Genomic DNA, 14,845 nt, shown 5'->3' with positions numbered 1-14,845 from the left:
GCCGAACTCGATTTCAGCCTGCCCGGACTGATCCCGCTGGACTGGCAGCGCTACTACAACAGCCGGGATGAACGCCGCGACGGCCTGTTTGGCGCTGGCTGGAGTGTCGACTACGAAGTCTTCGTCGCCATCGAAGCGCATCCTGAAGGCGGCGAGCGCCTGCTGTTCACCGACGAACAGGCACGGGTCGTCGACATGGGCCATATCCCTCGTGGTGATGCCGTGTTCAGCGCCGGCGAAGGCCTCAGCGTGCGTCGCGCGCACAATGGCGAGCTGCTGATCGAAAGCGTCGACGGTCTCTATCGCTTGTTCCAGCCAACCCCGGGTAACCCGCAACGCCTGCGCCTGGCGCAACTGGGTGACCGTAACGACAACCGCATCTACCTGGACTACGACACCCACGGCCGCTTGCTCAGGCTGCGCGACACCTTCGATGTGGTCCAGGTGCAGTTGGTTTACAGCAGCCAATGGCCAGCCCGGGTCAGCCATATCGAGCGATGGTACAGCGACGAGTCGAGCGAACTGCTGGTCAGCTATGCCTACGACGGCAACGGCGACCTGGCCGAAGTCCGCGACGCCAGCGGCCAGCTGCAACGACGCTTCGCCTATGACCAGGGCCGGCGCATGGTCGAGCACCAGTTGCCCAGCGGCCTGCGCTGCTTCTACGAATGGACTCGTGCTGCAGACGACTGGCGCGTGACCCGACACTGGACCGACGACGGCGACGAATACCGCTTCGACTACGACCTCGAAGCCGGCATCACCCGGGTCACCGACGGCCTGCAGCGGGTCAGCAGCCGCCACTGGAACCCGCAGTACCAGATCACCCAGTACACCGACGCCCTCGGCCACACCTGGCATTTCGAGTGGAACGACGAACGCCAGCTGCTGGCCGCCACCGACCCGCAGGGCGGGCAATGGCAGTATCTGTACGATGAATCCGGCAACCTCTGCGAAAGCATCGACCCACTGGGTCGTAGCGAGGCGACCCAATGGCTGGAACACTGGTCGCTGCCCCGGGTACAGACCGACAAGGCCGGCAAGCGCTGGAGCTATCGCTACGACCAGCGCGGCAACTGCAGCAGCGAAACCGACCCGCTGGGCCACACCACCCGCTACCGCCATGACGAACGCGGCCAGGTGGTGGAGATCATCGATGCGGCGGGCAAGCACAAGCACCTGCGCTGGAACGAATTGGGCCTGCTGATTGAGCAGGTCGATTGCTCAGGGTATCCGACCCGCTTCAGCTATGACCGGCGCGGGCATCTGCAGGCTGTCACCGATGCCCTCGGCGAACGCATGGAGTATTCGTACGACCATAAGGGAAGGCTGCTCAAAAGGGTGCTGCCCGACGGCCGCAGTGAACATTACCTGCACAATGCGCGCGGCCTGCTGGATCGTTACATCGACCTGGCCGGGCATCCTACTCATTACCGCCATGACCGTCGTGGTCAGGTATGCGAGCGAATCGATGCCCATGGCCGCAACGTACAGCTTGCCTACGATGCCTACGGTCGTCTTCAGGCCCTGACCAATGAAAATGGTGAAAGCTACCGGTTTGCCTGGGACCTGGGGGATCGCCTGACGCTGCAGCAGAATCTGGATGGCAGTGCCAAGCGCTTTTGTTATGACGCCCTCGATGACATCCGCCAGGTGCAATTCATTCCGGCGCCGGATGACAGTCATCAGCAACCAATCACCCACAAGCTGGAGCGGGATGCGGCGGGGCGGTTGATCGCCAGGCATACCGATGATGGTCTTGCTTCGTATGCTTATGACCCTCTCGATCAACTGACGGCGGTGAGCTTCACCGACAACACGGGCAACAGCGAACAACTGGCCTTCGCTTATGATGCTTTCGGCCAGCTTGTCGAAGAACACAGTGCCAATGGTGTGCTGAAGCATCACTACGACGAACTCGGCAACCTGATCCAGAGCCAGCTGCCTGATGGTCGCTGGCTCAACCGGCTGTATTACGGCAGCGGTCACCTGCATCAGCTAAATCTCGACGGCCAGGTGATCAGCGACTTCGAGCGCGACCGCCTGCACCGCGAAGTGCTGCGCACCCAGGGGCGTATCAGTACCCGCAGCGAGTACGACCGCAGCGGTCGTTTGCGTTCACGGCTGCGCCGCCCCAACCACCAGCCGCCGCAACTGCCGGCTGCGGTGCAGCAACGTTTCGACTTCGATCCCGCAGACAACCTGATCAGCCGCTTCAACCAGCAGCCCGGTAGCCAGCACCAGCAATTACTGCATTACGATGCCAGCGGGCGGATCATGGCCAGCCAGGACGCCGGCCAGGGCCAAAGTGAAGCCTTCGCCTACGACGCCGCCGCCAACCTGCTCGATGGGCCGCAAGCCGGCATCGGCCTGGTGCGCCATAACCGCGTGCTCACCTACCAGGACAAACGCTATCGCTACGACGGCTTCGGCCGCCTGATCGAGAAACGCAGCAGCCGGCGTGGCATCCAGCACTTCAGCTACGACGCCGAGCACCGCCTGATCCAGGTGCGCAGCCAGCACGGTGGTCGTGAGCGAGTGCTGAACATGCGCTACGACCCGCTGGGGCGGCGTGTCGAGAAAAGCGAATACGACGATCAGGGCAATCTGCTCGACCAGACCCGCTTCGCCTGGGATGGCCTGCGCTTGCTACAGGAGCATCGATACAGCCAGACCAGCCTGTACCTGTATGTTGAAGGCAGTCACGAGCCATTGGCGCGGGTTGACGGCACGGGGCTGCACCAGCAGGTGCGCTACTACCATAACGATCTCAATGGCCTGCCCGAACAGCTGACGGATGACAGTGGCGAAGCAGTCTGGCAGGCGCGGTATCAGGTCTGGGGCAATACCCTGCAGGAAGTGCGCGAGGCGCATTTCATTGAGGAACAGAACCTCAGGTTTCAGGGCCAGTACCTGGACCGTGAGACGGGCCTGCACTACAACACGTTCCGGTTTTATGACCCGGATATCGGGCGGTTCACGCAGCCAGATCCGATTGGGTTGGCTGGCGGGATTAACCTTTATCAGTACGCCCCGAACCCCACCGGCTGGATAGATCCCTGGGGGCTTGAAGCAGTCTATGAAAACCCGGGCCACCACTATCCGGGTTACATGGCTGATCGTAAGGTACCTTTCAATTCGTCGAAGAGCATCCTGCCAGAACAGCATGAAGCGCTGTTCAAGAACAGTGTTGCTGATCCTGATGATCCAAAAACTCGCTGGACCAAGGTGGGCGAGGGGAAGAAGGCCGAATGGCATCGCTTTCAAAGCAGCGCACCCGATGGTACAAAACCATTCCACTGGAACGGTTCAACTGACGGGCTAGACATCAATGGACGTCCCCGAGCCATTGATAGGCGGAATGTTCCAAAATTTGCCAGAAACCTCAAAGGCTGTGCACTCTGATGAACGTCATCGGCAACAAAGCATCAATCGCCATCGAATATGTCCTGACCGACAGTGTCGAACTGATGGGGTATGCTCGATTCTGGTTCAGTAATCAGCCGCTGGGGTCGTTGGAGGATCTGATCTACTTCGAAGGTTATCTGCTGGGTTGCCTTGAGGACTTGCTGCGTAAGCCAGGCCTGCCTGAGTGCTATGACTCCCCAAGTGTCTCGCAGACTTTCGCCTTGCTGGAAAAGGATCTTTCTTCGTTCGATGAGGAAGAGGCTGAGGACTTCAGTGAGCGCGCCAGGCCGTTTTTTTTAACCTGTGGCACTTTGTTCGACGATTTCCTGGTGTTTTCTCATCGACGTAATCACACCTTCGGACGTGTCATTTGGAGGTTGGAAACCCCTGAGCAGGATCTGGTTTTCGCCGACTTGAAGGGCACCTCCCGTGCTGTTTGCAGTGGCGACTTTAGCTACCGGGAAGTAGATGAATTGGCGAATCAACTGCGCGCTGTTCTACGCCGCGCCCAATCGACCTGAGTACTGCTCAAAAGTCGAACCAAAGCGGGCTCGCCGGATAGCCTGTGGAGGCTGGAGCTATGAGAAAGACGGTGGAGGTCGCAGTGCATTGGACTGATGAGCATTTAGGCGGGAAAGCCGTCCTGCCTGACAAGACGCCCTACTACGTTACGACCGACCTGCTTAAAAATGAATCAGGGATAGAGACGAACTGGAGCCTAGTGTTGGAAATAGAACGCAATACAGAAGATGTCGGTAGCAGAACCGGTCTCGGTAAAGCCTATTTTCTAGTGGAGAGCGCGCCATTCTCTTTACTAAGAAAAGGGTATTCTTTGAACGTGTATGAAGGCGGACGGTACGTTGCAATGGTTGAGGTGGTTTAGCTGTTTCATCTGTAACGGCTGGTGAGTATCCGCATCTAGATGCTTGCAGTCGGTGATTATATTCAAGGGCGGAAATGAAAAGTAGAATCATCGTTGAAACCTACATTAAAATCGCCGACGGTTTTGTTGACTTTTTTGAATATCAAGGCGAGGTACGCCGCCTGGATAAAATTGAAGGGGCTTTGGTTCTATCTATCAATGGTAAACGTCTTATTGATCAAAGCATGTTTGATTATATCGACGACCTGTGGAGCTATTTGTCAGAAGGACTGCTGAAGGTTAGTGAGAGTCAATCGTTCAGCTGCTTTTTTCCGGACCAGCCAATCGAAGTCAAACTGACCCCTGCCAATGGTCGTCTGCAGGTGAGCGTCAATTGCCACCGCGAGGTGTCTGTCGCCGCCGATAAAGATGAATTTGTCAGGGTCATGAGCGAGCACGGGCGCAAATTCTTCATCCACTTACAGAACATAGAGCCCGGCGCCAAAGGTACGTGCAGCTATGCCTTGGGCCATCTGGACAAGATTCGTCGCTAAACGTCGATCACCGACACCTGGCGTGATCTGCCTTGCGCTCCCGATCGAGCACGCCTCCGACCGCCGCCGCTTCTGTGGTAGGCTTGGGCGGTTTGCACCGAGGGCCGCAATGACACCCCGTTTTCAGTACGGGCGTGCTGCATCCGGCCCCCTGTCCGCCTTCAGGAGTTCCCATGCGCGTGACCCAGATTTTCGCCGCCGCCGCCCTGGCGCTGGTCAGTACTTTTGCCGCTGCCACCGACAACGCCGAGCAGGCGATCCGCAAGACCCTGCAGTCCCTGGAACTGGGCGTGCCGGTCGACAGCGTTGCCACCAGCCCGCTCAACGGTCTGTATGAAGTCAAGCTCGAAGGCGGCCGCGTGCTGTACGCCAGCGCCGACGGCCAGTTCGTCATGCAGGGCTACCTGTTCCAGATCCAGGACGGCAAGCCGGTCAACCTGACCGAGAAGACCGAACGACAGGCCATCGCCAAGACTATTAATGCCATTCCAGCGGCCGAGATGGTGGTTTATCCTGCCAAGGGCGAAACCAAGTCGCACATCACGGTGTTTACCGACACCACCTGCCCGTACTGCCACAAGCTGCACGCCGAAGTGCCTGAGCTCAACCGTCGCGGTATCGAAGTGCGCTACGTCGCCTTCCCGCGTCAGGGCCTGGGTTCGCCGGGTGACGAGCAGTTGCAGGCGGTCTGGTGCTCGAGCGACCGCAAGGCGGCGCTGGACAAGATGATCGACGGCAAGGAAATCAAGGCCGCCAAGTGCGCCAACCCGGTCGGCAAGCAGTTCGCCCTGGGCCAGTCGATCGGCGTCAACGGTACGCCGGCCATCGTCCTGGAAAACGGCCAGGTGATTCCGGGCTACCAGCCGGCACCGCAAGTGGCCAAGCTGGCCCTGGCCAAGTAATTCAATCTGAAGCCGTCACCTTGGGGTGGCGGCAGTTTCACGATCGGCTGCCAGCCGGTCGTTTCATGGGGAGTTCACAGTGAAACCGGTCAAAGTAGGCATCTGTGGGTTGGGGACCGTCGGTGGCGGTACCTTCAATGTACTTCAGCGTAACGCCGAGGAGATCGCCCGCCGTGCCGGGCGTGGTATTGAAGTGGCACAGATTGCCATGCGTTCGCCAAACCCGAATTGCCAGATTACCGGTACCCCCATTACCGCTGATGTGTTCGAGGTCGCAACGAACCCGGAAATCGACATTGTCATCGAGCTGATCGGCGGCTACACCATCGCCCGCGAACTGGTGCTCAAGGCCATCGACAACGGCAAGCACGTGGTCACCGCCAACAAGGCGCTGATTGCCGTGCACGGCAACGAGATTTTCGCCAAGGCCCGCGAGAAGGGCGTCATCGTCGCTTTCGAAGCGGCCGTAGCCGGCGGTATCCCGGTGATCAAGGCGATCCGCGAAGGTCTCTCGGCCAACCGTATCAACTGGGTGGCCGGGATCATCAACGGCACCGGCAACTTCATCCTCACCGAAATGCGTGAAAAAGGCCGTGCGTTCCCCGACGTGCTGGCCGAAGCCCAGGCCCTGGGTTACGCCGAAGCCGATCCGACCTTCGACGTCGAAGGCATCGATGCCGCGCACAAGCTGACCATCCTGGCGTCCATCGCCTTTGGTATCCCGCTGCAGTTCGACAAGGCCTACACCGAAGGCATCACCCAGCTGACCACCGCTGACGTGAACTACGCCGAAGCGCTGGGTTACCGCATCAAGCACCTGGGCGTGGCCCGCAGCACTGCCAACGGCATCGAGCTGCGCGTGCACCCGACGCTGATCCCGGCCGATCGCCTGATCGCCAACGTCAATGGCGTGATGAACGCGGTGATGGTCAACGGTGACGCTGCCGGTTCCACCTTGTTCTACGGCGCCGGCGCCGGCATGGAACCGACCGCTTCGTCGGTGGTGGCTGACCTGGTCGACGTGGTTCGCGCCATGACCTCCGACCCGGAGAACCGCGTACCGCACCTGGCCTTCCAGCCGGACTCGCTGTCGGCCCACCCGATCCTGCCGATCGAAGCTTGCGAAAGCGCCTACTACCTGCGCATCCAGGCCAAGGATCATCCGGGCGTGCTGGCCCAGGTGGCGAGCATCCTCTCCGAGCGCGGCATCAACATCGAATCGATCATGCAGAAGGAAGTCGAGGAACAGGACGGCCTGGTGCCCATGATCCTGCTCACTCATCGAGTGGTCGAACAGCGCATGAATGATGCCATCACCGCCCTGGAAGCCCTGCAGGATGTGGTCGGCAACGTGGTGCGTATCCGCGTCGAACAACTCAACTGACAACAGCGGCAAGCGGCAAGCTACAAGCTGCAAGATCACAGCGGGACTGCGGTGACTTGCAGCTTGAAGCTTGAAGCTTGAAGCTCAAACCGAAGGTTTGCAAAAATGCGCTACATCAGTACCCGCGGCCAGGCACCGGCCCTGAACTTTGAAGACGTGCTGCTGGCAGGCCTTGCCAGCGACGGCGGCCTGTACGTGCCAGAAAACCTGCCGCGTTTCACCCAGGAAGAAATCGCTTCCTGGGCCGGCCTGCCGTACCACGAACTGGCCTTCCGGGTGATGCGCCCGTTCGTCACCGGCAGCATCGCCGATGCCGATTTCAAGAAGATTCTCGAAGAAACCTACGGCGAGTTCGCCCACACCGCGGTCGCGCCGCTGCGTCAGCTGAACAGCAACGAATGGGTGCTGGAACTGTTCCACGGCCCGACCCTGGCTTTCAAGGACTTCGCCCTGCAACTGCTCGGCCGCCTGCTCGACCATGTGCTGGCCAAGCGTGGCGAGCGCGTGGTGATCATCGGCGCCACCAGCGGTGACACCGGCTCTGCGGCCATCGAAGGTTGCCGCCGTTGCGACAACGTCGACATCTTCATCCTCCATCCGCACCAGCGCGTGTCGGAAGTTCAGCGCCGGCAGATGACCACCATCTTCGGCGAGAACATCCACAACATCGCCATCGAAGGCAACTTCGACGACTGCCAGGAAATGGTCAAGGCCAGCTTTGCTGACCAGGGCTTCCTCAAGGGCACTCGCCTGGTGGCGGTGAACTCGATCAACTGGGCACGGATCATGGCCCAGATCGTTTACTATTTCCACGCAGCCCTGCAGTTGGGCGGCCCGGCGCGTTCGGTGGCGTTCTCGGTACCGACCGGCAACTTCGGCGACATCTTTGCCGGCTACCTGGCGCGCAACATGGGCCTGCCGATCAGCCAGCTGATCGTCGCCACCAACCGCAATGACATCCTGCACCGCTTCATGAGCGGCAACCAGTACGTCAAGGAAACCCTGCACGCGACCCTGTCGCCGTCCATGGACATCATGGTTTCGTCGAACTTCGAACGCCTGCTGTTCGACCTGCACGGTCGCAACGGCGCGGCCATTGCCGGCCTGATGGACAACTTCAAGCAGGGTGGCGGCTTCAGCGTCGAAGAAGACCGCTGGACCGAAGCGCGCAAGCTGTTCGATTCGCTGGCCGTCGATGACGCGCAGACTTGCGAAACCATCGCCGAAGTCTTTGCCCAGACTGGCGAAGTGCTCGACCCGCACACCGCGATCGGCGTAAAGGCCGGTCGCGAGTGCCGCCGCAGCCTGGATACGCCAATGGTGGTGCTGGGCACCGCGCACCCGGTCAAGTTCCCGGAAGCGGTGGAGAAGGCCGGGGTCGGCAAGGCCCTGGAATTGCCTGCGCACCTGAGCGACCTGTTCGCCCGCGAAGAAAAGTGCACGGTACTGGCCAATGACCTGAAAGCCGTTCAGGCTTTCGTCAGCCAGCACGGTAATCGCGGCAAGCCGCTCTGATCGACTGATCGGCACATGAAAAGCCCGTCTCTGACGGGCTTTTTTATTTCTACACTGGCATTGGTTTGCAGCAACGAATCAGGGGTATCAATGAGCACAGGACGTCGTCGCGCAGCAGGGCTGGTATTGGTCTGCCTGTTCGGGCTAGGTATGGGGCACATGGTGCAGGCCGCGCAGAGTCTGTCCTTTACCCTGGCGCCGCCGTTCACCGAGCTTGAGCCGCTGGCCTTGAGCCGCGCGCAGCAACAGTGGCTGGGGCCGTCGCGGGTGTTGCGGGTGGGCATCTCGTTTGCCGATTACGAGCCGGTGGACATCACCATCGACCGCAATCGCTACCAGGGCATCAGCGCCGACTACCTGAGCCTGGTGTCTGAACGCCTCGGGGTGAAAACCCAGGTACTGGCCTTCGCCAAACGCGAGGAAGCCATCGAGGCGCTACGCCATGGCGATATCGATGTGCTGACCAGCGCCAATGGCTTCGAGCGCAGTGTGGCGGGCCTGGCGTTTTCCGACGACTACATTCCCGATCGCTCGATGGTCGTGGTACGCGGTGGCGCGCCAGTGCCGCCACCGTCGTTGGCCGGGATGAAAGTGGTGCTGCTCGATGGCTACGCCGACACCCGGGTCATGCATCGGGTCTACCCCGACAGTCAGGTGCTTTTGGCGCCTAACCTGAGCAGTGCCCTGGAGGCGCTGAACCAGGGTGAGGTGGATGTGTTTATCGGCAACGAGATCATCATCCGCGCCTTCAATGCCTTGCGCCCGTATCTGGGCTTGCAGGTGGTCGGCCCCAGCGCTTTGCCGCCGATCGGCTTCGCCTTTGCCGTGCGCGCCGAGGATCGGCTGCTGCAGGACATGTTCAACGACGCCCTGGCCAGCCTCGATGAGTCGGTGCGGCGCGAGATTCTCGGTCGCTGGACCTCCGGGCTGGGCTCGGACGTGGCGCATCACCGGGTCGAGTTGACCCTGGCCGAACGTGAGTGGATTGCCAGCCACCCGGCGGTCACCGTGGTCGGCAGCCAGTACCCACCCTATCTGTTCCGCAATCGTCAGGGCGCCTGGGTTGGCCTTAACAGCGATGTACTGGCGACCGTCGCGCAAATGACCGGGCTGAAATTCGTCTATGCGCCGTCTGAATCGATAGCCCAGAGCCTGGAGATGCTCAGGAGCGGCCAGGCCGACATGAGCACCACCTTGAGCGAAACCCCGGAGCGCCGCGAGTTTCTCGACTTTACCCATTCCATTGGCGGGCAAAGCTGGGTGTTCATCGTTCGCCAGGCGCAATTGGGCCTGGCGTCCCTGGATGAACTGGCCGGGCAGACCTTGGCGTTGCCGGCGCAGCACGCACTGGAAGGCACCATTCGCCAGGACCACCCCGGTGTTCGCCTGCTGTTGGTGGACTCGCTGGAGCAAGCCCGGGAAAAGGTGCGCAGCGGCGAAGCATTGGCGACTATCGACAGCGAAATCGGTGCCTACAGCGTGATCGGCAACGACCCTGTGCTCAAGGTCGGGCGCGGGGTTGAGGGCAAGTGGGCACCGGACAGGTTCTCGGTGCGGCGCAGCGCTCCGGAGCTGGAAAGCATTCTGAACAAGGCTCTGGAAGCCTTCCCGGTCGCCGAGTTGCGCGCCGTGCGCATGAAGTGGCTGGGCGCGTTGGCGCCGCCAGCGCCGGCCTGGCAGCGGATTGCGCCGTGGATCTACTGGACTGTGGCTGCAGCGGTGCTGTTTGGGCTGGTGTCGTTGGTCTGGAGCAGCCGCCTGCGGGTGCAGATCCGTCAGCGGCAAAGGGCCGAGCAAGCCCTCAACGACCAGTTGGCCTTCAAGCGCGCGTTGCTCGACGGTATCCCCAATCCGATCTACGTACGCGATCTGGAAGGGCGATTGATCACCTGCAACAAAAGCTATGAGCAAGCCTTCTCGTTGCGCCTGGAAGACGTCAAGGGCCGGCGCCTGACGGACATCGAAGTCATTCCCGAGGCACTGGCCAGACAGCTGCACGCCGATTACCTGAGCCTGCTCGAGGACCCCAAGCCAGTATTCGTTGACCGGCGCATCGAATTCCAGGGCCAGCGCACCGACGCCTACCAGTGGACCGTGCCGTTCTACAGTGCCGACGGCCAACTGCAGGGCCTGCTGGGCGGCTGGATCGACATTACCGAGCGCAAGCAGCTGGAAGCAGCGCTGGTTGAAGCCCGCCAGCAGGCCGAGCAGGCCAACCAGGCCAAAAGTGCATTCCTGGCGACCATGAGCCATGAAATCCGTACCCCCATGGCCGTCATCATTGGCCTGCTTGAACTTGAGCGGGAGACGACCCTGGCGCATGGCCAGGTACCTTCGCAAGGCCTGGAAACGGCTCATCAGTCAGCCCGCGAGCTGATCGCCCTGATCGGTGACAGCCTCGATCTTGCCCGCATCGAGGCCGGCAGCCTGCAACTGGAACCGCAGGCGCGGGCGCTCAAGCCATTCCTCAACGCCATTGTCGAGCAGTTCCACGCCCAGGCCCTCGGTCAGGGGCTGGACCTGCGCCTGCAACTGGCCAGCGAGGCGCAAGGGGTGTACTGGTTCGACCCGCTGCGCTTGCGTCAGGTGCTGGTCAACCTGCTGGGCAACGCCCTGAAGTTCACCCACCTGGGCCTGGTCGAACTGCAGGTTAGCCGCAGTGGGCACGACAGCTTGCATGGCGTTGGCCTCAGGCTGTGTGTGCGCGACACCGGCATCGGTATCAGCGCGCAACAGCAAAGCGAGCTATTCCAGCCGTTTGCTCAGGCAGGCGCCGGCGCCGAATATGGTGGCTCGGGCCTGGGCCTGAGCATCTGCCGGCAGTTGGTCGAGTTGATGGGCGGCAGCATTGCCTTGCGCAGCGTGCTGGGCAAAGGCACCGAAGTCAGTGTCGAACTTACCCTCGAAGCCGTGGCCGCCGAACCTGCGCCGCAAGACCCCGCGCCAAGGTTGCCCAGCGGCCCGGCGCGACGGATCCTGGTGGTCGACGACCTGTCGGCCAGTCGCCTGGTGCTCAGCCAGCAACTGGAGTTTCTCGGCCATGAGGTGGTGGCCGTGGAAAACGGTCAGAGCGCTCTGCAGGCCTGGCAGGGCGGCGAGTTCGACCTGGTGCTCAGCGACTGCAACATGCCGGTAATGAACGGTTATGCGCTGGCCCGCGGCATCCGCCGCCTGGAGCGCGGCAGCCAGAGCCCAGCCATCGCCATCGTCGGTTACACCGCCAACGCCATGCAGGAAGAGCGCGCCCGCTGCCTTGAGGCCGGCATGGATGAATGCCTGGTCAAGCCGGTCGCACTTGCCCAGCTGGTCGCGGTGATCGAGCAGTTGGCTCCCCGGCACAGCTTCAGGATGCAGACCCTGCAGAAGATGACCCAGGCCAATACCGCCGTGCTGCAACGCATGCTGGAAGAGTTGCTGAAAAACCTGTGCGAGGAGTCCGCCTTGCTGGCATCTGCCGTCGAGGCGCAGGACTGGGAGCGCATCGGCGTGGCGTTGCATCGCCTCAAAGGCGTTGCCTGCCTGATTGATGCGCTGCCCCTGGCGCAGGCTTGTGCGCAGCTGGAAAGCGCCCGCCAAGGACGTTCCACGGCATTGGCGACATCGGCATGGACAACGCTGAAGGCTGCGATAGACCAGTTGCAGCAGGACATTCAACAAGAGCTGTGGAAAATGTCGCCTGAACTTTAGGACATGTCCTATGGGCGTCCTAGGCCGATTTTCCTAAAGTTGCAGGGTGCTGTCGTACAGATCGGCTACTGCGGGGAAATATTCATGCGCTCACTGAAGGTTCTGATTCTCGAGGATCATCCTTTCCAACTGATGGCCTTGCATCAGATGCTCAACGCCAATGGCGTCTTCGATGTGCTGACGGCTGAGTCGGTCGAGGGGGCCCGACAGACCCTGTCCCGGCGTGGGCGGGTCGATATCGCCATCTGCGACCTGCACATGGACGGCCAGGACGGCCTGGAACTGATCCGTCACCTGGCCGACAGCGGGCTTGCCGCGGCACTGATCATCCTCAGCAGTGCCGAACGTGGGGTGCTCGACAGCGTTGCCGACCTTGCCCGGCAACTGGGCCTGAGGGTCCTCGGCAGCCTGCAGAAGCCGGCCTGCAGCGTTTCCCTGCACAAGTTGTTGCGCCGCTACCTGGATGAGCCCGGCGATACGCCCCCGGCCGTCGCGGTACCGGTCCATGCCGAGTTATTGGCCCTGTCAGCGGATGAAGTAGCGCAGAGCAAGGCGCAATGGGTGGTCCACTATCAGCCCAAGGTCGGTTTCGACGGCACTCTGGCAGGCGTCGAGGCGCTGGTACGCTGGCAGCATCCGAGCCTTGGCTTGCTCGGCCCCGGGCAGTTCTTCCCGCTGGTCGAGGGCGCCGGCTTGCTGGAGACGCTGAGCTGGCATGTGCTCGACCAGGCCCTGGCCTTCAGCGTCCGCTTCAGGGAGCACAAGGGTCAGCCATTGCCGGTGGCGGTGAACATCGCACCGCAGATGCTGGTGCGCGACGATTTCGCTGCGCAGGTCATCGCTGCCCTCCAGCGCCATGACGTGCCAGCCAGTGCCCTGACCCTGGAAGTCATCGAAACCCATGGCTGCCAGCTCGACAGTACCCAGCTCGAAGGGCTGCTGCACCTGCGCATTCTTGGCTGCCAGCTGTCGATCGATGACTTCGGCATGGGTGTGTCCAACCTGCAGCGCCTGCTGGAGCTGCCGTTCAGCGAATTGAAACTGCCCAGCGAGTTTGTCCGTGGCATGGCCGATGATGGCCGCAAGGCGGCGGTGGTGGCCGGTGCCCTGATCATGGCCCGACGCATGGATCTGAAGGTGGTGGTCGAAGGGGTCGAGACGGTTGATGACCTGATGGCGATCAAGGCCCTGGGCAGCCCGGTGATGCAGGGCTATTTCATTGCCCGGCCGATGGCAGGGGAAGACCTTTGCCAGTGGATGCTGGAGCGAGAGTCGGACGAATCCAGACAGCGGCGCAGGGCTTGAACTACCGTTAGCCCAGGCCATGTTCCTGCAGGTAGAGATACAGCGCAGCGTCATTGGCCAGGCCCAGCTTGCGCATGGCACTGACCTTCTGGCTGCTCACTGTCTGTTTGCTACGGTTGAGCAGGGCGGCGATCCGACCGACTGTATGGCCTGCCGCAAGCAGGCGGGCAACTTCCAGTTCCCGTGGCGACAAGGCCGCCTGGTCACGGGCCAGGTCTTCGCGCACGGCACCCTCCTGCAACAGTAACTGCTGCACAGAATCGGCCAGGTAGATCTTGCCGCGCTGCAGGCGAACGATGGCCTGGGGCAACTCGTCGGCCAGGCTGGCTTTGCTCAGCAGGCCATTGATCCCCAGGGCCAGCATCGCCCGAAACAGCCCGGCGTTGTTGATCATGGTCACCACCAGGATCGGCAATTGAGGGTGGTGCCGACGCAACTGTTCCAGCAGCTTCAGGCCGTCGTTCTGCTGCTCTAGCGGCATCATGAAGTCGGTCACCAGCACGTCGCATTCCACGCCTTGCAACAGTGTCGTGAGCTCCAGTGGACCGCCAGCTTCGCCCACCACGCGAATGCCTGGAATCTGCTCCAGCACGGCACGCAGGCCAATGCGAAAGATCGGGTGGTCATCGGCAAGGATGATGCGCAGTTCACCCGGGGTAGGGTCTGTCACAGGCAAGCTCCGATCAATCCGCTGGATTTCAATCTGTCATTTTTGCCGGGCATGCTGGGTCGAGGAAATCGCACTGATAGAACTTTTCCGGCTGCCTCAGGGTCAGTGAAAGACCCCTTCTCGACAGGTAGATGAACAATGAATGAGATGGAATGTATCAGATTGCTGCTTGGCGAAGCATTGGCGCCTTACCAGGTCAGGCTGGTGCGCTTGAGCGCGGGGTGTGATTTTGATCTGCGCCTGACCGATGAGGCGTCGCGCACCGTCCTCCGGCGCACCGTCAAACCCAGCCAGCTGCAGGACTGAACTGGCCTAATGATTTTGGACACCTTCGTCGGGCGCTATTATGGCGCCCAATTGGAGGCAAAATCAGTGCGAAAATCTTACTCGAACGAATTCAAAATCAAAGCTGCCGAGATGGTGCTGGACGATGGTGAGTCAGTCCCTGATGTCTGCGAGAGCCTTGGTCTAGGGCGGACCGCGCTTCGTCGCTGGGTCGAGCAACTGCGCCAGGAACGAGAAGGTCAAACACCGGTCGGCGCGAAGGCCATCACTCCA

General features: G+C 61.2%; 12 protein-coding genes. 11 read left to right on the top strand and 1 reads right to left on the bottom strand.

From position 1 onward, the window contains the following. The 9 genes from JV241A_RS19460 to JV241A_RS19420 form a co-directional block, all read left to right on the top strand. On the top strand, positions 1-3,405 hold a 3,405-nt coding region (locus JV241A_RS19460; RefSeq protein WP_134064066.1), incomplete at its 5' end, for an RHS repeat-associated core domain-containing protein. Then, the gene (locus tag JV241A_RS19455) at positions 3,405-3,929 is read left to right on the top strand and encodes a hypothetical protein (protein WP_134064064.1); all 525 of its coding nucleotides are present in this window, start codon (positions 3,405-3,407) and stop codon (positions 3,927-3,929) included. The genes JV241A_RS19460 and JV241A_RS19455, both read left to right, overlap by 1 nt. A gap of 59 nt (positions 3,930-3,988) precedes the next feature. Beyond that, positions 3,989-4,291 (top strand): hypothetical protein, encoded by a 303-nt coding sequence (locus tag JV241A_RS19450; protein ID WP_134064062.1) that lies wholly within the window; start codon positions 3,989-3,991, stop codon positions 4,289-4,291. Between the two features lie 74 nt (positions 4,292-4,365). Further along, positions 4,366-4,824, top strand: a complete 459-nt coding sequence (locus tag JV241A_RS19445; protein ID WP_134064060.1) for a hypothetical protein — start codon at positions 4,366-4,368, stop codon at positions 4,822-4,824. Positions 4,825-4,997: 173 nt separating this feature from the next. After that, positions 4,998-5,726: a bifunctional protein-disulfide isomerase/oxidoreductase DsbC gene (gene dsbC / locus JV241A_RS19440; protein ID WP_115088448.1), complete on the top strand. Its 729-nt coding sequence runs from the start codon at positions 4,998-5,000 to the stop codon at positions 5,724-5,726. A 79-nt stretch (positions 5,727-5,805) separates the two neighbouring features. Then, positions 5,806-7,110, top strand: coding sequence for a homoserine dehydrogenase (locus JV241A_RS19435; RefSeq protein ID WP_036994034.1), 1,305 nt, complete (start codon positions 5,806-5,808; stop codon positions 7,108-7,110). A gap of 105 nt (positions 7,111-7,215) precedes the next feature. Continuing rightward, entirely contained in the window at positions 7,216-8,625 is a 1,410-nt protein-coding gene (gene thrC / locus JV241A_RS19430) for a threonine synthase (protein WP_115088447.1), read from the top strand. 150 nt (positions 8,626-8,775) lie between these two features. Beyond that, positions 8,776-12,312: a transporter substrate-binding domain-containing protein gene (locus tag JV241A_RS19425; protein WP_166675723.1), complete on the top strand. Its 3,537-nt coding sequence runs from the start codon at positions 8,776-8,778 to the stop codon at positions 12,310-12,312. 84 nt (positions 12,313-12,396) lie between these two features. Further along, positions 12,397-13,617 (top strand): EAL domain-containing response regulator, encoded by a 1,221-nt coding sequence (locus JV241A_RS19420; RefSeq protein WP_134064058.1) that lies wholly within the window; start codon positions 12,397-12,399, stop codon positions 13,615-13,617. Between the two features lie 7 nt (positions 13,618-13,624). On the opposite strand, the gene JV241A_RS19415 is transcribed toward JV241A_RS19420, so the two are convergent. After that, on the bottom strand, positions 13,625-14,287 hold the full coding sequence (locus tag JV241A_RS19415) for a response regulator transcription factor (RefSeq protein WP_134064056.1): 663 nt from the start codon (positions 14,285-14,287) through the stop codon (positions 13,625-13,627). 147 nt (positions 14,288-14,434) lie between these two features. Here JV241A_RS19415 and JV241A_RS27490 point away from each other — a divergent pair, with 147 nt between their 5' ends. Continuing rightward, positions 14,435-14,593, top strand: a complete 159-nt coding sequence (locus JV241A_RS27490; RefSeq protein ID WP_177414900.1) for a hypothetical protein — start codon at positions 14,435-14,437, stop codon at positions 14,591-14,593. A gap of 9 nt (positions 14,594-14,602) precedes the next feature. Continuing rightward, the coding region (locus JV241A_RS19410) for a transposase (RefSeq protein ID WP_240047852.1) at positions 14,603-14,845 on the top strand (243 nt) is incomplete at its 3' end.

Source organism: Pseudomonas sp. JV241A, from assembly GCF_900275665.1.
Classification (GTDB): domain Bacteria; phylum Pseudomonadota; class Gammaproteobacteria; order Pseudomonadales; family Pseudomonadaceae; genus Aquipseudomonas; species Aquipseudomonas wadenswilerensis.
The sequence above is the reverse complement of the archived record's forward strand: the minus strand, read 5'-3'. Positions and strand labels throughout refer to the sequence as shown.